At 62.6% G+C, this 20,673-nt stretch carries 15 protein-coding genes and 1 pseudogene; 6 read left to right on the top strand and 10 right to left on the bottom strand.

From position 1 onward, the window contains the following. Positions 1-18 precede the first annotated feature (18 nt). Entirely contained in the window at positions 19-2,361 is a 2,343-nt protein-coding gene (locus tag V7066_RS14650) for a TonB-dependent receptor (RefSeq protein ID WP_334183780.1), read from the bottom strand. Between the two features lie 97 nt (positions 2,362-2,458). Between V7066_RS14650 and V7066_RS14645 the strand changes: the two genes are divergently transcribed. The 4 genes from V7066_RS14645 to V7066_RS14630 all read left to right on the top strand — a co-directional run bounded on the left by V7066_RS14645 (position 2,459) and on the right by V7066_RS14630 (position 7,905). Then, the gene (locus V7066_RS14645) at positions 2,459-3,055 is read left to right on the top strand and encodes a TetR/AcrR family transcriptional regulator (RefSeq protein ID WP_334183779.1); all 597 of its coding nucleotides are present in this window, start codon (positions 2,459-2,461) and stop codon (positions 3,053-3,055) included. A gap of 362 nt (positions 3,056-3,417) precedes the next feature. Beyond that, positions 3,418-4,086, top strand: coding sequence for a TetR/AcrR family transcriptional regulator (locus tag V7066_RS14640; protein WP_334183778.1), 669 nt, complete (start codon positions 3,418-3,420; stop codon positions 4,084-4,086). A 242-nt stretch (positions 4,087-4,328) separates the two neighbouring features. Continuing rightward, positions 4,329-6,581 carry a TonB-dependent receptor gene (locus V7066_RS14635; RefSeq protein ID WP_334183777.1) on the top strand — a complete coding sequence of 751 codons (2,253 nt, stop codon included), beginning with the start codon at positions 4,329-4,331 and terminating at the stop codon, positions 6,579-6,581. Between the two features lie 34 nt (positions 6,582-6,615). Beyond that, entirely contained in the window at positions 6,616-7,905 is a 1,290-nt protein-coding gene (locus tag V7066_RS14630) for an MFS transporter (RefSeq protein ID WP_334183776.1), read from the top strand. A gap of 68 nt (positions 7,906-7,973) precedes the next feature. On the opposite strand, the gene V7066_RS14625 is transcribed toward V7066_RS14630, so the two are convergent. Next, positions 7,974-10,268, bottom strand: coding sequence for an arylsulfatase (locus V7066_RS14625; protein WP_334183775.1), 2,295 nt, complete (start codon positions 10,266-10,268; stop codon positions 7,974-7,976). A 124-nt stretch (positions 10,269-10,392) separates the two neighbouring features. Here V7066_RS14625 and V7066_RS14620 point away from each other — a divergent pair, with 124 nt between their 5' ends. Both V7066_RS14620 and V7066_RS14615 read left to right on the top strand, forming a co-directional pair. Then, positions 10,393-11,259 carry a LysR family transcriptional regulator gene (locus V7066_RS14620; RefSeq protein ID WP_334183774.1) on the top strand — a complete coding sequence of 289 codons (867 nt, stop codon included), beginning with the start codon at positions 10,393-10,395 and terminating at the stop codon, positions 11,257-11,259. A gap of 672 nt (positions 11,260-11,931) precedes the next feature. Next, positions 11,932-12,857 (top strand): annotated as a pseudogene (locus tag V7066_RS14615) (conjugal transfer protein TraG N-terminal domain-containing protein); the annotation flags it as partial. A 135-nt stretch (positions 12,858-12,992) separates the two neighbouring features. On the opposite strand, the gene V7066_RS14610 reads toward V7066_RS14615, so the two are convergent. From V7066_RS14610 to V7066_RS14575, 8 genes are all read right to left on the bottom strand, one after another. Next, complete coding sequence (locus tag V7066_RS14610; protein WP_334183773.1) at positions 12,993-14,054, bottom strand: AraC family transcriptional regulator ligand-binding domain-containing protein; 1,062 nt, start codon at positions 14,052-14,054, stop codon at positions 12,993-12,995. 132 nt (positions 14,055-14,186) lie between these two features. Next, positions 14,187-15,104 (bottom strand): SDR family NAD(P)-dependent oxidoreductase, encoded by a 918-nt coding sequence (locus V7066_RS14605; protein ID WP_334183772.1) that lies wholly within the window; start codon positions 15,102-15,104, stop codon positions 14,187-14,189. Beyond that, complete coding sequence (locus V7066_RS14600; RefSeq protein WP_334183771.1) at positions 15,101-15,988, bottom strand: SDR family NAD(P)-dependent oxidoreductase; 888 nt, start codon at positions 15,986-15,988, stop codon at positions 15,101-15,103. Before V7066_RS14600 ends, V7066_RS14605 begins: the two co-directional genes overlap by 4 nt. 5 nt (positions 15,989-15,993) lie before the next feature. Then, positions 15,994-16,572, bottom strand: a complete 579-nt coding sequence (locus tag V7066_RS14595) for a nuclear transport factor 2 family protein (protein WP_334183770.1) — start codon at positions 16,570-16,572, stop codon at positions 15,994-15,996. After that, positions 16,562-17,458, bottom strand: a complete 897-nt coding sequence (locus V7066_RS14590) for an SDR family NAD(P)-dependent oxidoreductase (RefSeq protein ID WP_334183769.1) — start codon at positions 17,456-17,458, stop codon at positions 16,562-16,564. Before V7066_RS14590 ends, V7066_RS14595 begins: the two co-directional genes overlap by 11 nt. Continuing rightward, the gene (locus V7066_RS14585; protein ID WP_334183768.1) at positions 17,455-17,985 is read right to left on the bottom strand and encodes a nuclear transport factor 2 family protein; all 531 of its coding nucleotides are present in this window, start codon (positions 17,983-17,985) and stop codon (positions 17,455-17,457) included. The genes V7066_RS14590 and V7066_RS14585 overlap by 4 nt, the downstream gene beginning before the upstream one ends. A 151-nt stretch (positions 17,986-18,136) precedes the next feature. After that, positions 18,137-20,476, bottom strand: a complete 2,340-nt coding sequence (locus tag V7066_RS14580; protein ID WP_334183767.1) for a TonB-dependent receptor — start codon at positions 20,474-20,476, stop codon at positions 18,137-18,139. Further along, positions 20,476-20,673 (bottom strand): hypothetical protein, encoded by a 198-nt coding sequence (locus V7066_RS14575; protein ID WP_334183766.1) that lies wholly within the window; start codon positions 20,671-20,673, stop codon positions 20,476-20,478. Before V7066_RS14575 ends, V7066_RS14580 begins: the two co-directional genes overlap by 1 nt.

Genomic DNA, 20,673 nt, shown 5'->3' with positions numbered 1-20,673 from the left:
GATCAATGTCAGGAAGGGTCAGAACGAGAAGCGCAGCGTCGCGCCGTAAGTCGCCGGATCGCCGAAGAACGCCACGTAGGTCCCCGGCAGGACCGAGCCGTAATTGAAGAAGTTGGTGGCATACTTCCTGTCCGTGACGTTGCGGCCCCAGACGGAGAGATCCCAGTTGTCGTTCAGGCGCAGGCCCGCGCGCAGGTTGAGCAGGCCGTAGCCGCCGGTGCGGGTCAGCACGGAATCGTCGAGCGAGCCGAAGTAGGTCGAGCGATAGGAGAATTCGGCGCTGGCATAGCCCACGAGGCCGGATGCGAGTTCATGCTCGTAAGAACCGTTGATACCGGCGGTCCATTTCGGCGCACCGGCGATCGGGCGGCCCGAAAGGTCGCAGGTCGCTTGTCCCGTGATTTCAACCGGGCATGGACCTCCGGTGTATTCGCGGTACTTGGCATCGTTGTAGGCGGCGAAACCGTGGAGCGTGAAACCCTGTAGCGGGCGCAGCGTGGCTTCGGCTTCCACACCCTGCGTGCGGGCGCTGCCGGCATTGGTGAGAAGCTGGACGACTTGGTCGTTCACTTCCATAAGCACGTTGGCCTGATAGTTGCGGATGTCAGTGCGGAACACGTCGAGATTGACGGTCAGCGCGTGGTTCAGGAAGTCACCCTTGATGCCGGCTTCGTAGTTGGTGGCAGTTTCCGGCTTCACCTTGAGCGCATCGGCTCCCAGCCCTGCAGGCGGCAGCGTGGTATTGAGCCCGCCTGCCTTCTGCCCGCGCGAAACCTGCGCATAGATCATCACTTCGGGGCTGAAACGGTAGTCGGTGCTGATCAGGAACGAGGGCGCGGTGTTGGAGATGCGCGCATGGATCGGCCCTGCCGCCTGCGAGGCGAGCGCGGCAACAGGATCGCCCGTGGCCGTGCTGACCGGCACGAGCCGGGTCACGTCTTCCTGCTTGGTCTCGTAAGTCACTCGCAGGCCGCCAGTCACGTTCCATTGGGGGGTCACGTGCCAATTGACCTGACCAAAGCCGGCGATGCTATTCGTTTCCGGCGCGGCATGCGTGTCCCAGCGCGTGCCGTTGTAAGCCAGCAGGGTCGCCAGTGCGGGCGAGAACGGCGCATAGGCCCTGATCGCGGCCGTTGGCATGCCCGCCAGCCATGCGGCCGCGTCCTGGCCGTAGGAGACGTACTGCGTGGTATCGACTTTCTGGTAGAAGTAATAGACACCCGCCACCGCATCGAAGTTGCCCATGCGCGGGAAGGCCAGGCGGACTTCCTGCGTGAATTGGTCGTTCTTGATGTGATAGCCGCCGTACATGACATCGGCGCTGCTGCCTTCAGTGTCCGAGGCGCTGTCGTACTGCCAGTAACGGTAGGCGGTCAGCGAGGTCAGCGTAAAACCGCTGCCGAAGTTCCAGTTGATCTCCGCCGAGCCAGCACCCTGCCGCGTGCCGGTGCTGTAGGGGCCGCCCGCCGCAGTGGTAAGGCCGTCGGGATCGACCGCCAGGATCGCGCCTGTGGCGTCCAGCTTGGTCTGGATCGCCGCGGGGGTCAGCCCCCAGCTTGGGATCACCGTGACCGCGCCCGAGCTTTGCTGCTCGCGCGCATATTCGCCGATCAGACGCACGCTGAGATCGCTGGACGGCTTGTAGAGCAACTGGAACCGCGCGCCGCGCCGGCCCAGATCGCTGACCTTGTCGCCATTGCTCATGTTCTTGACGATGCCGTCGCGCGTGGTGTCGTACCCGGTCAGACGGAAGGCCAGATCATCGCTGATCGGGCCGGTGACGGTACCCTGATACTGCTGATAGTTGAACCGGCCATAGGTCACCGCCGCGCGGCCGCCCCAATCGAACTGCGGCAGTTCTGTCGTGATGTTCACGGCACCGGCCGTGGTATTCTTGCCGAACAGCGTGCCCTGCGGTCCGCGCAGCACTTCAACTTGCGCAATATCGATGAGGTCACTCGCTGCCATGCCCGGCCGGCCGAGGTAGACGCCGTCAATGAACACGCCCGCACTGTTCTCCAGCCCGTCGCTGCCCGGATTGTTGCCCACGCCGCGGATGGAAATACTGGTTTGATGGCCATTGGTGACGACGACATTGGTGCTGGGGACAAGCTGGTTCAGATCCTCCAACCTGATGTGGTCGTTACGGCGCAGTTCATCCCCGCCGATGACGGTGATGGCAAGCGGTACGTCGCCGATCTTCTCTTTCACCTTGCGCGCGGTGACGACGATGTCGCCGCCCGGCCTCTCTTGCGCCGGAAGAGGCTGCGCTGAGGCCTCCTCGGAATAGGCTGGAGCGGCAACGACCAGTCCGCTGCTCAGCGCGAGAACGCTTGCGAACGATGCGAATTTTCCGATCACGACCCGAATCCCCTTTTTACAATTCCGAAATACGGGACGAGCGTGTATCGTTATTATGTGACAGATTTGTGAGGCTGAATCAGGTAAGGGGAAGGCGATGACGGACGAAACGGAAGCAACAGCGCGCGGCAGAGGGCGACCACGAGACGAGGAAAAGAACGTGGCTATCGCGGAGGCCACTTGGCGTATTCTGGCCGAGAAAGGGTATGAGGGCCTGACATTCGAAGGCGTGGCGGAACTAGCCGGATGCAGTCGATCCACCCTCTATCGGCGTTTCGCCAACAAGGCGGAGCTGGTCGAAGCGATACTTGGGCAAACCTCTCGCCGGATCGAGCCCAAAACGGATCCGACGATGAGCCCTCGCGAGGTGCTGATCGCGCATTCCAGCGCGTTATGCACTTACATGGCCGGCGCGCGCGGCCCCGCGACGCTGATGATGTCGGTCAGTGCCGAACATCATGCCGACCTTTCCGCCGCCCTGGCGCGCCATGGCGCGAACGAACAGGCCTTTTACTTGCGCGAACTGGAACGGGCGCGCCCGCGCACCAGCGAACAAGTGCGTCATTTCGCGTTCAATACCCTGATCGGCACGATCATCTTTCATGTCGCCGTACTCCGTACGACGTTGACTGAGCGCCAAGTTATCCGCCTAGTCGACGGTGCTCTGGAGCTATTGGAAATGGAACCGGGTTGATTAATGCGCCAACGCATCTTCGATAACGTGGACTCGACGCTGCGGTGGCAGGCCATAGAGGCGAGACGGCGCACGCGCGCAGCGAACGTTGGCTTACCTTCGACGGACGCCGGTAAGTCGACAGTCGCGAATGTCCCACGATGCGGCGTTTGCCGTCCGAGAAAACAGCTCTTTCTCGCCATACACTCGAACAACGGTGGCGCGCGAAAGCGTTCATTGAGGGAGCCCGCTGACCGGCGGCGTGTCCAGGCACTTTGTCGCTGACCCTGCTGGTGGAAACCCAACTCCGTGTCCCGTCGGCTCCTGCCTTGAAGCGGCGTCATGTCCCTTGCACGAGGTCAGCTTCACGCATAGCTAAGAGAATGATGTCACGCATCGTCGCGCCTAGTGCTTCAGCCGAACACCGAACCCGCGGACGTCCGCCGCTTTCTTCCGATGCGCTCTCTCTACGCCGGGGCAGAATTCTTGAAGCCGCTACACAGATGTTCGTCGAGCGAGGGTTCTCTTCCGTCACTCTGTCCGAGGTTGGCGCGGCCGCCGGGGTAACGAAGAAGACGATTTACGAGCTTGTCGGGGACAAGGACGCGCTGTTCAGAGCGGTTTGCAATTCGATGCGCGCCGAGGGTCCGTCTTTTCGCTTCGAGATAGCGACCGAGGATTCCGATCCGAGCGACGTCCTTCATAAAATGGCGCGCCAGCTTATCGAGCATTCGCTCGACAAGCGCCTCACAACGTTGGAGCGGGCCGTCATGGCCGAAGCCACTCAGCGCGAAGCAGCGGTCAGCGAGGTCATTACCGAAGGTCGGGACAACCTGTTCCGCGTGATCGCCCGCCTGTTCGACGCCTTAATCGAACGGGGAGTTTTCCCGCCGCTCGATACGATCACGGCCGCCCGGATGTTCTACGACGCAACCGTGGGCACGCGGGGCTTCAGGGCCGCACTCGGCGCGCCGGTCGAACGTGCCGATGATGACGAAATCGCCATGCGCGTTACGATGTTCCTGAAGGGCTATATCGAGCAGATCGCCTGAGCGATGGCGTAGACGCCAAGCCATTGACAACCCTGCCGTCGCGATTACTCATACCCGAAGTATAGAAAATAAAAACCAGGAGAGGTGGCGGATTCCCTGAGTCCGCCGCGCCATGCAACCCAGGAATTCCTGCTCTGCCGACGACCTTTCAAGGGCGGATTCCGCGCTTTGCAGGGGGCAGATGGCTGAGGCGTAAGAGGGGAATCGTCATGCTTGAAGGCGTCTCGATACGTGCGCGTTTAATGACAGCAGCGGCGATCGCCGTGCCTGCCCTGTTATCTGCGCAGCCAGCCAACGCGCAGTCTTCCGGGAATGCCGAACCCTCGACTGCCATCAACCGCGCGGAACCTGCATCGGGACTGTCGGAGATCATCGTCACGGCACAGCTCCGGGCGGAGAACCTGCAGGATGTGCCGATCGCGGTAAGCGCCGTGACGGCCGATATGCTGGCCCAGTCGGGCGTGGACACTTCACGTGACCTGCCGCAGATCGTGCCAAGCGTGCAATTGACGCGATCCGGACCGAGCGGCCTGTTCTTCATCCGCGGCGTGGGCACCACAAACGCCGCTGCGGGAGAGGAAGGCGCCAATGCCTTCTACGTCGACGGCGTCTACCTCGGTGACCTCAGCCAGACGATCAACAACTTCAACAGCATTGAACGTGTCGAGGTTCTGAAAGGGCCGCAAGGGACGTTGTTCGGCCGAAATGCCACCGGCGGCCTCATTCACATCATCACGCGCGAGCCGGGCCAGGAGGCAAGGCTGGATGGCAAGATAGGATACTCGAACTACAGTACGGTGGACGCGCAGGTCTATGCGGCCGTTCCGATAAGCGACACGATCAGCGCCGATGTCGCTTTGACCAGCAAGTATCAGAGGGATGGCTGGGGAAGGAATCTGACGCGCGACACCAAGAACGGGATCAACGAATATCGTGGCATAAGGTCCAAGCTTGTCGCCCGCCCTCTCGATACGCTCAAGCTCACACTTTCGGGAGACTACTTCAGCAGCGCGGACAACCTCGGGCTGGGCTGGCGCCTGGCCGATGGGACGGTCGGCACGGGTGGAACGGTCGGTCCGGGCGGGCACGATACGACGGCCAATCATGACGCGCTCACGAAGCTTCGGTTGTGGGGTGTAAGCCTGACGGGAGCACTGGATCTCGGCTTCGCGGACCTGACCAGCATTACCGCGCTTCGGCGCACGTCCAACAACAGTCATTTCGACGTGGATGGAGGACCGCTCAACCTAGTCAACATCGAATACCTGGCCAAAGGCAGAACCTTCCAGCAGGAGCTTCGCCTTGCCTCCACGTCTTCCGGACCGCTCACCTGGCAGGCCGGCCTATTCTACCTCTATTCCCGGGCAAGCACCGACCAGAATCAGAACGGAGACGCTTTCGCCGCGCAGAGCCTGCGCGAAATCGACATCATCTCTTCGCTGACTACCCGCTCCTATGCGGCATTCGGGGAGCTGACATATGCCATCACGCCCACCACGACGGTTACGGGGGGCCTGCGCTATACGCAGGACGTCCGCGATTTCGACGGCACGCAAACGCCGACCCTGCTGACCGGTGCCGTCCTTCCCACCACCACGGTCCTGTCCCGTCTCAAGTACAGCGAGTTCACCTACAGGGCGGCGCTGCGCCAAGAGCTTGCCGAAGACGTCAGCCTCTACGCTTCCATCAATCGCGGCTTCAAGGCAGGCACATACAGCCTGCAAAGCCCGACAAGCCCGCCCGTGAATCCACAGTTCATCATGGCCTATGAGGCAGGCATCAAGTCCGAACTGCTCGATCGCCGCCTGCGCCTCAACGTCTCCGCCTATCACTACGACATCGACGATTATCAGGTCCGTTCTGCCGCGGCCGCCAACCCCGGCGCCAACATCCTGCTCAATGCCGCCACCGTCAAGGTGGACGGTCTGGAGGCGGAATTCGAAGCGCTGATCGTCGACGGGTTCCGAGTGTTTGGCGGCGCCAATCTTCTGCGGTCGAAGTATCAGCGGTTCGGCGGACCCGACTCCGACTTCCAGGCGCCGATCTCCTACCCCAGGCCGGCAACCTGCCCGCCATCACTGGTTGGCACCGCCGATCCCGGCGTACTGCTGCCCGGTCCACGCACCGGCGGGCTCGCGACCTGCTTCGGCGATGTTTCCGGAAACTACACCCCTCTCGCCTCCAAGTTCGCCGCCAGCCTTGGCGGCAGCTATACCTTCGACGTGGGACAGACCGGCAGCCTTCGCCTCTCGGCGCTCTACAATTACAACAGCGGGTATGTCTTCGAGCCGGATAACGTCGCCCGACAGGCAAGCTTCCACCTGCTGAACGGCTCGATCGAATACCGGCCCTCCGAACAGGTCGGCATCGAATTCTGGGCCAGCAACCTGACCGACACCGAATATGTCGTTCAGGACCTGTCGACGGCCACCGGCGTCACCGAAGTGCTGGCACCGCCGCGCACTTACGGGGTCAATCTCAAGTTCAATTTCTGAGGTGCGGAGCAGCCCGGCCGACAAGGCAGCAGCCATGACGAGGACCATCGCGCAAGGCGGCATCCCGCCAGTACCGATGACGGCCCTTCAGGAATGGAGGGAGCACTGGGGACTGGTGCTGGCGGCTTTCATAGGCTTCTCCTTCCATTCGCTCACAACTTATTCCGCCGGGCTGTTCCTGGAGCCGTTGACCGCCGCTTTCGGATGGACGCGCGCCCAGGCAACTGCCGGCCTGTCCATCGCGGCGATGGTTTCCATTCCTCTCGGCCCGATCATCGGCGGCGTAGTGGATCGCTGGGGCGCGCGCGTCCCGGCAATCCTGGGACTGCTGCTGACCGCGATTGCGGTCAGTTGCTTTGCTTTGGCAAACGGATCGTTCGGCCAATGGATGGCTTTGTGGAGCTTCTATGCCGTTGTCGCCACGGGCATCAAGTCGACCGTGTGGACGGTCGCCATCACGGGAACCTTCACCGCAGGTCGAGGCCTGGCGCTTGGCGCGGTAATGTGCGGCGCTGCTGCAGCGCAGGTCGTCACGCCGCCGTTGACGCGGATGCTGATCGACACCCAGGGATGGCGAGCGGCCTATGTCTGGCTGGGCGCTGGCTGGGGCGGCATCGCCCTGATCGTCGTGGCACTCTGGTTCTGGGATGCGAGAGCCAGGTACGAAAGGGCCAGCCGCCGGATCGAGGACGACGGCGCCCGGCCCGATCTTCCGGGACTCGCGCTGTCCGCAGCGCTGATGGATCGATCCTTCCTGATGATTGCCTGTTCAACGCTCGTGACGATGTTCATCGGCGTGGCCTTCATCGTTCACCAGGTTCCGCTGCTGACCGATCTCGGCATAGCGCGCGAAGACGCGGCCTATCTGGCCAGCCTGAGCGGCGTCGCGGGGATTTTCGGGAAACTTGCGACAGGATGGATGTCGGACCGCTGGGACGCGCGCCGGGTGGGCGCGATCACCTTGCTGGCTCCAGCGGGCGCGCTGGCGCTCCTTCTACTCCCTGACCGCAGCGCGACGGTGATCATCGTCGCCATGATCGTCATCGGTTACGCATCGGGCGCGAAGCTTCAAATCTCCGCCTACTTGATCAGTCGCTTCGTTGGCATGCGCAACTTCGGCAAGGTCTTCGGCATAGTTGGAGGCCTCATCGCCGCTGGCTCGGGTTTTGGCCCTGTAACTGCTGCCTGGATCTTTGATCGATACGGCAGCTATACGCCTTTCGTCATACTCGGCATACCGGCCAGCGTTCTCTGCGGGCTCCTAATTTACTATCTGCCGCCATTGCCTAGTTGGGACGTACCGCCCACTTACAAGCGACAATGAAATCCTCGAGCAAGGAAGTCGCAAGATCACGTCCTGGCGCAGGCAGTTGCTCGAAGGGACAGCCACTCTCAGTCGAAGACGATGCTAACGTGAGGGATATTACCCTCGATCGCGCCATGCGGTGTCACGTAATCGGTCACCGGCACCCCTAAGTCGCGGCCTATATCCAGCGTTTCGCCATTACCTGCCGCGAGCAGCATGCTGGTAGGAAGTTGCACCCTCGCTAACTCCGTGCGGTCCACACTGAGCGTGACGATAGCGGGGCCGGCGATCTTCTCGACCGCGAAACGCATCGTCAGCTTGCTCGCGCCCTCGGGCAATTTGCGGTCTGCAACGACACGGGTGATCTCCTTGGGATCGGTCGAGCGTGCGCCAATGAACGCGGGACGCCCCCGATCGAGATAGAGGCTCCATCCCCCGAACTTGCTGCCATACGCGGTCACGACCCCGGAAGCTGCTGCGGTGTCAAGCTTGAGATCTGCCGTCAAAGTGAACGAGCGCAGTATCGGCATCGGTCCGTTTGGGGTCGGGATGCTGACGTCCTTGCCCCAGAAATCGAAGTGCTTCGGCCCATTGTTACTAAGCGTCGCCGCGCCGCGCGCCATGGCGAAGCGGTGGTCGAGCGGGAAGACGTTGTTGCGCTGCGCTTCCTGCTTCCAAAGCGCCTGCATTGCCGCGAGCCGCGCTGGCTCCTTCACCGACAGGTCAGTGGCCTGCGAGAAGTCCCGGCTCAGGTCGTAGAGCGTCCACTGCATCTCGGGTCGGGTGCCGCCGGGCGGGAGGTTTTCCCAGGCCAAGCGCCCATCCTCACCCGAGAGGAACCACCCATCATGGTAGAGGCCAACCTTGCCGCCTATCTCGAAATACTGGGTGCGCGGCTTCATGCCTTCGCAACTGGCAAGGCTGGGCAGCAGGCTCGCACCGTCGATGGGCTTCTGCTTCGCGCCCAGCACCATATCAGGCGCCGGCAGCCCTGCAGCGTCGAGGAACGTCGGCGCCAGATCGTTGAGGTGCGAGAACTGGTCGCAAATCGCGCCGGGATGGGCGACATGGCCCTTCCACGAAAGGATCATCCCGTTGCGGATACCGCCAAGGAACGATGCATACTGCTTGGTCCAGCGCAGCGGCGTGTTCATCGCCCAGGTCCACCCGGCAGGATAGCTTTCGTAAGTGTCCGGCCCGCCCAGCTTTTCGATGTTCGCCTCGAGCCAGGCGGAATCCTCATCGTGGCGGCCCATGCCGCGCAATTCGTTGATCGTACCCTTCGGTCCCGCCTCGGCGCTGGCACCGTTATCGCCGAGGATCATGGCTACGATCGTATTGTCCAACTCGCCCATGCGATCGAGTTCGGCAATCACCCGTCCGATCTGTTCGTCCTGGAAAACCAGCTGCGCCGCAGCGACCTCCATGGTGCGGGCAGCAAAGGCCTTTTGCACGGCGCTCAGACTGTTCCACGAGGGTATCTCTGCGGGGCGCGGGGTCAACCGGGTGCCTTTCGGGATAATCCCCATCGCGAGCTGGCGGCGCCATGTCTCCTCGCGCACAATGTCCCAGCCCTTGTCGAACTTGCCCTTGAAGCGAGCGATGTACTCAGGCGGCGCCTGATGCGGCGCGTGCGTCGATCCCGGCGCGAGATAGGCAAAGAACGGCTTTCCAGGCGCGCCCGCCTTCTGGTTGTGGACCCAGCGGATGACATCGTCCGCAAGGCGGGCATCAAGCAGCCGGGTGCCGCCGGCCTCAGGCGGATCGACGCGCTGAATGCCCCGAAACAGCGTCGGCGTATACTGATCGATGTCGCCAGCGACGAAGCCGTAGAAGTAATCGAACCCAAACCCGGTCGGCCACGCGTCGAATGGCCCCGCCTCGCTGCGCTCATTCGAGGGGGTGTTGTGGTGCTTGCCGAACATCGCGGTGCTGTAGCCGTTGAGGCGAAGAGTCTGGGCAATCGTTGCCGTCTCCGGCAGGATGCGCCCGCCGTAGCCGGGATAAGGCGATGGTACGTCGCTCAACCAACCAACACCGGCAGCGTGGTGATTGCGCCCGGTCAGCAGCGCGGCGCGGCTTGGCGAGCAGATGCCGGTCGTGTGAAAGCGGTTGTAGCGCTGCCCCTCTGCGGACAGCCGGTCGAAATTAGGCGTGGGCACCGGCCCACCGAAGGCACTCGACATTGCGAAGCCGACATCGTCACTCATCATGACGAAAACGTTCGGCGCACCTTGCGGTACTTGCACCACGCGACCCGTCGCAGGCCTCGCGTCCAGCACGTTCTCGGCCATGGTGCCGTCGAAGGCAGCCGTGGGCACCGGCAGGACACGGCGATCCTGAGCGTTGGCCTGAATTGCGCAGAGCGCGCTTGCTACCATCAGGATTGCCCTGCATCGCCGTAACCTCATCCAGCATCTCCCGTGGTTTCATGCCAGGTTAGGATTGTGGCGCGATGTCGTCCAATGCATATTACATTACCTTAGAATGCATAAGGGTAATGCAATGGACCTCACGAAGCTGCGCCATATCCTCGCCGTCGCGCGAACCGGGAGTTTTTCGCGCGCGGCGCAAGAAGAGCGGATCACCCAGCCCGCGCTGAGCCGCAGCGTCGCCGCTTTCGAGCAGCAGTACGGACTAGTGCTGTTCGATCGCGGGCGCGGCGGTGTTCGCGCGACGCCGGCCGGTACGCTGGTGATCGAGCACGCGAACGCGCTGCTGGCGGCCTCTGCCGATCTGGAGCGCAGTCTGAGGCTCTATGGCAGCGGCGAAGGCGGCCGGGTCAGCTTCGGGATGGGGCCGTTGCTGGCCAGCCTGTTGTTGCCGGAACTCGGAGAAGCGCTCCTGCGGAACCGGCCGGGCTTGCAGATGACCGCGCTCGTCCGTCCCCCGGAACACCTCATGCCCGAACTCCTGAACGATCGCATAGAAATGATCGTCGGCAACAACTGGCAGATCACCAATGTGCCGGGGACAGAGGCGCGCCATCTCGCAACGCTTCCGCTCGTCATGGCTGTGCGCGCAGGCCACCCGCTTGCAGGTCGGCGTAACCTGAAGGCCGCTGATCTCGCGGACTACCCTTCTGCGAGCGCGGTAGAACTTACGGGAAGGTTCGGAAGCGGTGGCGCTTTCGTATGCGATAACTATCACATCTTACGTGATACTGTACTTCGCACCGACTGCATATGGCTGACTTGCGCAGCGTTCGTAGCGCATGAGTTTGCGAACAACCTGCTGACGCCGCTTTCCATCACCGACCTTGCCCCGATCGATACGGACATCTGGCTGATCGTACGCAAAGGCCGGACGCAATCGCCTGCAGCTTTGGCCATGACAGACCAGATCATCGCGATGCTTGCAGCGCCGTCCTAATGCCGCGAACGTCGATTATCCTCAAGCTGGTTTCAGCCGATGGTGATGGCACGCGAGGTCTGGTCGACAAGCTGTTGGCACTGGAGGAACAGGAAGATGCCATACGGGCGCGGATGAGCGAGGCGCCTTTATTGCGCCGGATATCTATCCGAACATTGCCAAGTTCTACTACAAGAAAGTTGAGCGCCTATCCGAGGCGCTTCATCATCCCTCTGAACGAGACGAGGCGGCATGCGCCATTCGCGGTCTGATCGAGCGCGTCACGCTGTTTCCCGGCGCCAAACCTGGCGAGATGAATGCCACGCTTCACGGTGAGTTCGGGGCTATTATGGAATGGGCATCGCAGCACGAAACCGCCGGAAACAACGGCGGATCCGGATCTGTTGCTACGCCAATGTCGGTATCGGTGGTTGCGGGGACATGCAGCTAACCCCCTTCCCCTCACCAAGCTCAGATACCCAACTTCACATTCAGCGCACCGAGCAAAGTTGTTGTCTAATTGATTTTTGCATTGCCGTTCCATTTTTCTCATGCCCGTTTGCCAATGGTTGTCGTCGGGGTCTCGGACGGCTCTGTGAGCTGGCTGTCCGTGCCTCATGATCGCGGCCTAGCGGGGGTGGGTGGACGTCTCTGGGTCCCAAACGAGGTTGAAGCCTCGACTTTTTAGACGAGATGATCTTCGGCGACCCCCGCTACGAAACCCTGGTCCTCATCATCGCGACAGCCGGTATCGTACTAGGCGCGGTCATCGCCAGCGTCCGCGGTTCCGGAATGGGTCTGGTGGCGTTCGGATTTCAGATCCTGTTCGGGGTCGGCGTCTTCGTCGGCCTCATCGCCTCGACCGGCACCGTCCACGTCTATGACCGCGTACGCAATGCCTACCAGGCCGTCGACGGCGTGCCCGCCTCATTCGCGGCGATGGCGAGCCTTTCGGAACTGCGCACCAACAACTTTGCCTCCAATGCCTGGCTATTGGCGCCTTCGGCAGCGATGAAGGCGCTGGCCATCTTCGGCACGTTTCGAACGGCGGCCGCGGGTCTTGCCGGTGCTTTCGTCTTCACCGTCTTCCGCTTCAGCGGCAACGTTTTCTCCACCTTCACCTCGGGCTCGCTGGGCATCGCCGGTCAGGGGGCGGCCGCAGCGGCCCCGATGGCCACGGCAGAAGGGCAGGCTTCCGCGCTCGAGGCCCAGGCCTCGGCGCTTGGAACCGACTCACGGCGCAGCGCTGCCTCCAGTTTCGGCGATTTCGCGAGCGAACGACGTTCCAGAACAACCGCACCTTCGGTGAGGCAGGTCATGTGCTCGGCGAAAGCCCGGGCGCACGCGGCTCGACAGTTTTTGCACTCGGCGGGATCGAGGGCGCGCGCCAACTCGGCAGCCTGGCCCCTGCTCTTTCCCGCAAGGACCTTTCCGATCCTGCCACCGCGCGGGCGGTCGAAGCCAATGCTGCAACCGGAGCCATTCACCAGTTCGCCGAAAAGGATGCCTTGCGCGCGATAGGCAACGGCTACTTTGGGGAAGGCAAGGTCGGCGAACAGGCCTTTGCCGGCTTTTCCCAGAACCTCGTACAGTGGCGCGCATTCGGCGATCAGCGCGCGCCCCCATCACTAACAAACCTATTTGTCCACTCGGTGGGGGCAGATCGCGGCTGAAGTTGCCAATGATCGAGAGCACGCTGATTCTCACGCAAGATTTCATAACCCGCGTGAAGCGCGGATATAGTATGCTCTTTCTTATCGCAGTTGAAAGCCTCGCCTTAATTCCCGAGGTGATGAATGCAACCGGGCGCGCGCAAATCTTGTCATGGCGGACTGCTCCGAAAACCCAAGCTTTTCCGATATCTTGCCGAGCGGAAGTTCTGTGCGCTTGAGGTAATAGAGCAGAATATCACTCCTCACTTCATCCTTGATGGATTGAAACAAGCACCCTTCAGCTTGCAGGCGCCGATGCAGCGCCCGTGGATGGACCTTGAGCACTCTAGCCACGTCCTCGACGCAGCACATGCCCGTCCAGAGCATCGGCATCACTACGCCGCGCACTTGTGCGGCAAATGTGGCTTGGCGCGTACCGTATGTTTGCTCCACGGTTTCCAGGAGCTGATCAAAGGATCCTTCATCCCGCTCCAGGATGGGTGCAGCAAGATCCGCTGCAGTGAATGCGATGCCATCTTCATTGCAGCAAAAGCGAACATCACACCGGAAATGGCGATGGTAAACCGGTATCGATGACGTCGCCTGATGGCGGAAATGCACCCTGCGGGCCTTCGTGCGCCCGCCTGTCAAATCGCCTACCGCGAGGTGTCCCGCAAGCAGGATATGTTCAACTGCCTGTTGCCGCGTCGAGAGTTCCTCCGCGAGCAGTTCGTGCCCCATGAATATCGAGCGTCCAGATGCAGTCCGGCCCATCCAGACCCGCGCAGCAAGGCAATGGGCCGAATTATGGGTCGCCGCATAGCTAAGAGACTCGCCCAAGGTATGGCAGTTCTGCATGACTTGGCCCAACGCCCCAAACACGCCAGTCCCCCCTTGCCGCTCAGCAAGACGCATACCGATATCGGCAACGCCAAGGACCGCAGCGGCGTGCTCCAGGACACGAACCCATTGCCGGCACGTGACCACGGCCTCCTGCTCGCATGTCTCTTCGTCGAGGCCATGCGCCGAAAGGATCGCAGCCGGATTGCCGCCAAGATCGTTGATCAGTTTAGGGAAAAAGCGAAGAATGCGCGCTTGGATCACCTCGGAAGCCGCCTCCGGCATCCACTGAGCCCCCGAATCTCTGGCATGGCGCGGAATCATGAGTGCGGGCTCTCCGTCCTGCGATCCAACGCCGCCCAATCAAGATTACCCTGAAATAGCATTCCCTGTACCAACTCCCGAGGTTGGCCAGCTTGGTGCTGGCACGCCTGCCCTTACTCGCTCGACGCTAAGCTAGAATTCGTGGCGACGCACCAAATCAAAACTGCGCGCCATGTGCTCCCCAAAGCCATTTTCGGCCGGATGGAAGGTCCATTGACGCGCCATGTCGCGTATGTCGCCGATTTCGGCTACCACACTATCGATGGTCCAGTCCGGGCGGTAGACACCCTCGGTCTCCGATATGAACGCCCGGGCCACGCGCCCGCCCATTGAAACGTACATCTCTCCTGTGACCGAGCAGGATTCGTGCGCCAGCCAACCCACCACTGGCGCTACAAGTTCCGGTCCCATGGCCGGGTATTGGGACGTGTCCAGTCCTTCGGCCATGCGCGTCACCGCCCCGGGCAGGATCATGTTGGATTTCACCCCATGCGCCGCCCCTTCGATGGCCACGATGTTGTTCAGCCCGATCATGCCGGACTTCGAAACCGCATAGTTGACCACGCTCGGCATCGAATAGAGCCCGCCGATTGATCCGGTGAGCACGACCCGGCCGTACTCTTGCTTCGCCATGCGCTCGAAGCTGGGGCGCACGACGTGGAAGGCGCCCAGCAGGTGCACGTCCAGCACGCTCCGGAAATCGTCGTAGCTGATCGTGTCCAGCGGAGCGAAGCGATTGTTGCCGGCGTTGTGGATCAGCACGTCGATCCGCCCGAACGCGTCCAGCGCCGCCTCGACGATGGCTTTGCCGCCCTCCGGTGTTGCCACGCTTTCGGTGCAGGCGACGGCCTCGCAGCCGGCGTCGCGAAGCGTCTGCACGGCTTCCTCGGCCGGACCTGCGTCCGAGCCGGTACCCGACATCGCGCTGCCGTTGTCGTTGATCACGATCCGCGCGCCCAGAGATCCCAGAAGTTCGGCATAAGCGCGGCCCAACCCGCGCGCTCCGCCGGTCACGACGGCAACGCGTCCATCAAAGCGACGTTCGGTCATGGCTTGCTCCAGGTGGTGTCTCCGGCAGCCCACAACGGGCTGCCGCGCGTTTCGCGAAGAGAGGGGACAGCGTGACCGTCCTTGTCGGTCACGCCATATTCGGCGGCAAGTTCGGCATTGATGAAGGTACCGCCGGAGCGCCCCTTGACCTCCGGGTCCATAGCCAACGCCGCGATCACCCGCCCCGGAAACTCGGGCGAGGAGCCGACCGCGCTGTTCAGCTGGCTGGCCATGCCGGGCACCGTCTTCAGGTTTTCCGTCGCGCGTTCGGTATACGTGAACCCCTGCCAGAGCGAGACGGCGCTGACACCGGTATCGCGCAGTTCGTGACCCATGTCGCGCATCATCCGATCGGTCGCGGTCTTGGTGGTGCCGAACACGACGTCGTAGGTGTAAGTCACGCCCACGTAGCCGGATAACGCAGCGATCAGTCCCGAGCCTTGCGGCACCATGATCCGGGCTGCATGCCACGCGGCGATATAGGCGGCGCGCATACCGGTATCCCAGATCTCCCACTCGGCCAGCGGCTTTTCCCAGAAGCCATCGCGCCGGGTCATAGCATCGGGAATGGCCATGGCATTGTTGGCGAGGATGTCGAGCCGCCCCTCATCGCGGCGCACCTGATCGAACAGCGCCGCGATCTGGCCATCGTCCTTCAGATCTAGCTCCACGGCGACGCCCTTGCCGCCGCGTGCGTTCACCGCCTCCACCGTCTCCGCCAGCGTGCCCGGCAACGGGTTCTGTCCCGCACCTGTGGTCCGGCCGGTGACGTAGACGGTCGCGCCATGCTCGGCCAAGGCGCAGGCAATGCCCTTGCCGATGCCGCGCGTGGCGCCGGTGACAACCGCGACTTTGCCGACAAGGCCGTCAGAGATCCGCGCCATCCCGCTCACCCCTTCCCCGGATTGCTGGGCGCGCGCCGGTTGACGAGCGGGCGCTGGTAAGAGGGATCGTCCTTGCTCCGACTGGAAACGCCGTTCAGCGCGATATCCGGCACGTCCGCGAAGGGGATCGGCATCGGCGGCGGCAGGCAGCCCCATTCGATGATGTTGGTCCGCAGGGCGATCTTCCAGACACCTTCGCGCCGCTCCAGCCGGTCGACATAACGGCCACCGGCGATCCACAGGCTCTCATCGCGATTGCGGCCGACGAACTGGTAGTACGTCTCGGTATGCGCGGTTTCGTCATTGAGGTCGATGGTGGTCTGGAGCAGCGCGTGATGGGTCAGGATTTGCCCGGCCTCATGCATCGGCACGGCCCAGTCCCAGCAATCTGCCGCAGAGCCCACGAACGGCCCCGCCGCCATCGTCGCATCGTCCCAGAATGCCGAGAGGTAGGTTTCCCGGTCGAACCGGTCCATCCCGCGCGAAAAGCGGGCCAGGCATTCGAGAATATCCTGCTTGTCCAGCAGTTCGTCCAAACGCGCGGCGCGGTCCCGGAGTACTTCGGGGTGTGCTTCACTTGCCACGGTAGTCTACCTCCGCAATGGGCTTCCAGATCGGCGATCCGCGCGAGGCGCGGGCTGACTGGATCACTTGCCCGTCCACATCGGTCAGGCCGTATTCCTGCGCGAGTTCGGCGGTGACGAACTCTCCGCCCGAACGCTTCATCACTTCCGGGTCGGCGGCCAGCGCCGCGATCACCCGGCCGGGATGCTCCACGCTGCTGCCGTGCATCTGGGTGATCGAGGCGGTCATCTTGTCGCCCATCTTGGCAAGGTTGTCCTGCGCCTTCTCGGTCAAGGTCAGCCCCTGCCACAGCGTCAGCGAGGCGACGCCGTGCGGCTCCAGCTCGATCGCCATATCGCGCGCCATGCGGTCCACCGCCGACTTGGAGGTGCCGAAGATCACGCTGTACGTGTACGTGACGGCCGCGAAGCCGGAAATCGCGACGATCAGCCCCGACTTCTGCGGCGCCATAATCCCGGCGGCATGCCAAGCGGCAACGTAGTTGGAGCGCACGCCCACGTCCCACATCTCCAGATTGGAGAGCGGCTTTTCCCAGAAGCCCTTGGGCTCCAGCAGATCTTCGGACAGCGTGAAGGCATTGTTGACCAGAATGTCCAGACGGCCCTGCTCGGCAGCGATCCGCTCGAACAGTGCGGCCACGGCGGCATCGTCGCCATGGTCGCAGGCGACCGCGATGCCGCTCCCGCCGCTCTCCTTGCTGCGCGCGTCGCATTCGGCCGCCGTTCCGCCTACGGTGCCGGGCAGGTAGTAGTCCCCCTCCCGCACGGTGCGCCCGGTAACGTAGACGGTCGCGCCCTGTTCCGCGAGGACCAGCGCGATGCCCTTGCCAATGCCCCGGCTCGCGCCGGTAACCAGTGCGACTTTGCCGGCCAGCGGCGCGGTCATGCCGTTTCTCCGGCGAACCAGCGCTCACTGAAATCGCCCTTGGCGCGGCCGGGGAAATGCTCTGCCGTAAAGGGATAGCCCATCACGCCCTTCGACCAATCGGCGGCGGCGCCCCAGTCCTGCTCCCAATCGTAGAGCATCACCCGGTCGGCGATGCACCATTCACCGCCGCGCTTCTCGAACGTGTCGAGGTAGCGACCGCCGATGCAGGTATCGCGATCTCCCTCCCCCATGTCGACGCGATGATAGGAGAAGACGTGGCTTTCAGCGCGTGCGCTGTCCCCGTCCAGCTCGATCACCGACTGGCCGATCAGGTGCTGCGTATTCTTGATGGCATCGGCGCCGGGCACGACCCAGGCCAGATAGGCGTCGAAATCGCCGGCATAGACGCCGTAGTCGAACCGCGCCTCCGGCCACCAGCAGGAGCGGATCAGATCCGCGCTACGCCGGTCTTCTCCGCGCGCAAGGCGGGCGACGCAATCGCGGATCGCCTCGCGATCGAGGAGGGTCTGGATCTCTGGAGTCATTGGTCCTCTCCGTTTTCGGTGTCAGCCCGAATTCGTTCAAATTCCGATGCAGATCTTGCCGACCTGCTGGCCCGAACGCATGTGTCGCGCCGGCTGCCCACCGCCAACTCAAGCCGGTAATCCCCGCCTGCGGGCGCAAGGCGCATCGCCTTCATCGGAACTTCGCGCCCAACTGGATGCCGTACGTAACCGGCGCGTTCCACACCGAGCCGGTGCCCAGCGTATTGAACAGCACCTGCGTGCGATAGCGCGTGTTGGTGACGTTATCGCCGAACACCGCAACGGTGTAGCGGTCCGATGGATCGGTCCACTCCGCGCGCAGCGCCAGCACCCCATAGCCCTTCTGCTTGAACTGCTGCTCCGGATCGAAATAGAAGCTCGATGTGTAGTAGAGGTTGCCTGAAAGCACGAGCTTGCCGCCGCCAAGGTCCAACCCGTAGCTCGCCCCGATATTGCCAGTAAAATCGGGCGCGCGCTGCATCTTGTAGCCGGAGGCATCGGTGGAGGTCTGCGTGATCGCGCCGGGTCCGAAACCGCCCAGAGCGGTGGGGATGCAAGCCATCGCATTGCTCAGGTCCGCAATCGCCGGATCGCAGTAGCTGTAATAGGGCGCGTTGGTGAAGGACTTGTACCGCGCATGAGTCCAGGCCGCGCCGCCCAGCAGCGAGAACGCATCGCTGACCTTGTAGCGAAGCTGCGCCTCCAGTCCGTAAATCTCGGAAGAGGCCGCGTTGCGGATCTGCGCGGCACCATCCTGGTAACTAGATACCTGCAGGTTCTTGTAATTGTAGTAAAAGCCCGCAAAATCTGCCGAGAACCGGCGATTGTCGTACTTGAAGCCCACTTCGAAGGCGTCGATCTTCTCGGGCTTCACCGGCTGCTGCGAATAGCCGCCGACGTTGAGAATGCCCGCTTTGTACCCGCGCGTCCACGAGGCATAGACGCTCGATTCCTCGCTGGGCTTGTAACGAACCACCACGCGCGGCGTGAAGCTGTCGTTCTTCAGCGTATTGACCGGGATGCGCACGCCGGCGCCGCCTGAATAGGGCACCGGCAGACCGTCCGACCCGATGTAGGATGTGGTCGTCGCGTTGGTGACGAAGTAGGCATCGCCCACCGTGTCATGGCTGTACCGGCCGCCGAGCGTGAAGAACAGCTGGTCGCTCACCGCATACGTCGCGTCGAGGAACGCGGCGTAGGACTTGGTCGTCGTGTTCGATCCGCCGAACGGTCCAAAGGGCGATCCGCCGAAGCTGGCGCCGATGTCCCAGGTGTCGCGGATCTGGAAATAGTTGAGGCCCGCCGTCCATTGCAGCGGCGATCCCGCCTTTGAGCTGACCAGGAATTCCTGGCTCCAGGTCTCGTCATTCACGCCGACGAAGATGTTGAAGAACGGCAGCGCCGTCGCGTCCAGATCGCCGTGATAGGGTGACAGGTCCTTGCGATACTGAGTGTAGGAGGTGAATTCCGCAAAGCCCAGATCGGCCTTCAGCGTTGCCTGAAGCGCATCCGAATTGGTGCGGAAATCGAGAGGCGCATTGAGCAGGACCTGCCCCGGCTTGGTCGCATACGTCGAAGACGGCGCATAGAAATAGACCAGCGGCAGCCCTTGCGAACTGGACGTGCCGTAGATCGCCCGACCGGCCGGCGAGACTTTGTCGAATAAACCGGCGCCGCCGCTCTTGTCGACATAGGCGTTCACGAGCTGCGTGGTCGGATCATCGGTTTCCGCATGAACCCAGCGCAGCAGCAGCGAAACGTCGTCGGTAAGTTCCGCCTTCATGCCAACGCGCAGCGACCAGTTCTCGTACTTGCCGATATTGTCGTCATTGGTGGCGACGTCGGTGAAATAGCCGTCGCCCCGGCGATAGAGCCCCTCCACATCGATCGCCACGCGGTCGCTAATGCCGAAGGTGCCATAGGCCTGCGCCTTCAGCGCGTTGAAGCGGCCATAGCTGATCTTGGCCTCAGCGCTCGTGTCAGTGCTGGGATCGGCGGTGGCGACAAGGATCGCGCCGCCGGTGGTGTTGCGCCCGAACAGCGTGCCCTGCGGCCCCTTGAGCACTTGGATATTACGGACATTGAGCAGGTCGAAATCCGACATGTAGGTGTTGGCCTGGAAGAACCCATCGACATAGATGCCGACGTTTGGCCCGCCGCCCGAAGTGGTGATGGCCGTGCCGACGCCGCGAATGGTGGGCTGCACTGCCGGCCCCTGGCTGTCGAAACGCAGGCCCGGCGTCACGCGCGCAGTGTCGGATAGCTGCTGGACATTCGCGGTCGCCAGTTGGGCCGGCCCCAGCGAGGTGATGCTGATCGGCACGTCGCGCGAGGCTTCCGAGCGGCGCTGCGCTGTGACGATGATCTCGGAGGACCCGGTTGCCGGTTCAGCCTGTGGTGCTGCCTGTTCTTGCGCGAGGGCAGGATATGCTGCCAGCGAGCCTGCCAGCGCAAATAACGAAACCGACCGCAACGTTCGCGAGCAAGCCATCAAATCCTCCCCTGGTATTGCGCGTTGTGCTGCAATCGTCGTCGTTCAACGACGCAGCCCGCATCTGCATTCGCTGCAAATGAAACGCCAAGGGCGGAGTAAACTTGACCGATTGCGACAAACCCGTTGATGTCGCAAAAGTTCGCTCGCGCGATATCTTCTTCGCCCGAGAATGCCAGCAGGCGTTCGCGCGCCAT

Source organism: Novosphingobium sp. (genome assembly GCF_036820275.1).
Taxonomy (GTDB): domain Bacteria; phylum Pseudomonadota; class Alphaproteobacteria; order Sphingomonadales; family Sphingomonadaceae; genus Novosphingobium.
Note: the sequence above shows the minus strand (reverse complement) of the source record. Positions and strands in the feature narration are given on the sequence as shown.

Bases quoted from the DNA above. Each gene is read 5' to 3' on its own strand.
- V7066_RS14605 (WP_334183772.1), bottom strand. From the start codon at position 15,104: ATGACCGAACGTCGCTTTGATGGACGCGTTGCCGTCGTGACCGGCGGA.
- V7066_RS14635 (WP_334183777.1), top strand. From the start codon at position 4,329: ATGACAGCAGCGGCGATCGCCGTGCCTGCCCTGTTATCTGCGCAGCCA.
- V7066_RS14620 (WP_334183774.1), top strand. From the start codon at position 10,393: ATGGACCTCACGAAGCTGCGCCATATCCTCGCCGTCGCGCGAACCGGG.
- V7066_RS14590 (WP_334183769.1), bottom strand. From the start codon at position 17,458: ATGACCGCGCCGCTGGCCGGCAAAGTCGCACTGGTTACCGGCGCGAGC.
- V7066_RS14600 (WP_334183771.1), bottom strand. From the start codon at position 15,988: ATGGCGCGGATCTCTGACGGCCTTGTCGGCAAAGTCGCGGTTGTCACC.
- V7066_RS14640 (WP_334183778.1), top strand. From the start codon at position 3,418: ATGATGTCACGCATCGTCGCGCCTAGTGCTTCAGCCGAACACCGAACC.
- V7066_RS14630 (WP_334183776.1), top strand. From the start codon at position 6,616: ATGACGAGGACCATCGCGCAAGGCGGCATCCCGCCAGTACCGATGACG.
- V7066_RS14585 (WP_334183768.1), bottom strand. From the start codon at position 17,985: ATGACTCCAGAGATCCAGACCCTCCTCGATCGCGAGGCGATCCGCGAT.
- V7066_RS14575 (WP_334183766.1), bottom strand. From the start codon at position 20,673: ATGGCGCGCGAACGCCTGCTGGCATTCTCGGGCGAAGAAGATATCGCG.
- V7066_RS14625 (WP_334183775.1), bottom strand. From the start codon at position 10,268: ATGGTAGCAAGCGCGCTCTGCGCAATTCAGGCCAACGCTCAGGATCGC.
- V7066_RS14645 (WP_334183779.1), top strand. From the start codon at position 2,459: ATGACGGACGAAACGGAAGCAACAGCGCGCGGCAGAGGGCGACCACGA.
- V7066_RS14580 (WP_334183767.1), bottom strand. From the start codon at position 20,476: ATGGCTTGCTCGCGAACGTTGCGGTCGGTTTCGTTATTTGCGCTGGCA.
- V7066_RS14610 (WP_334183773.1), bottom strand. From the start codon at position 14,054: ATGATTCCGCGCCATGCCAGAGATTCGGGGGCTCAGTGGATGCCGGAG.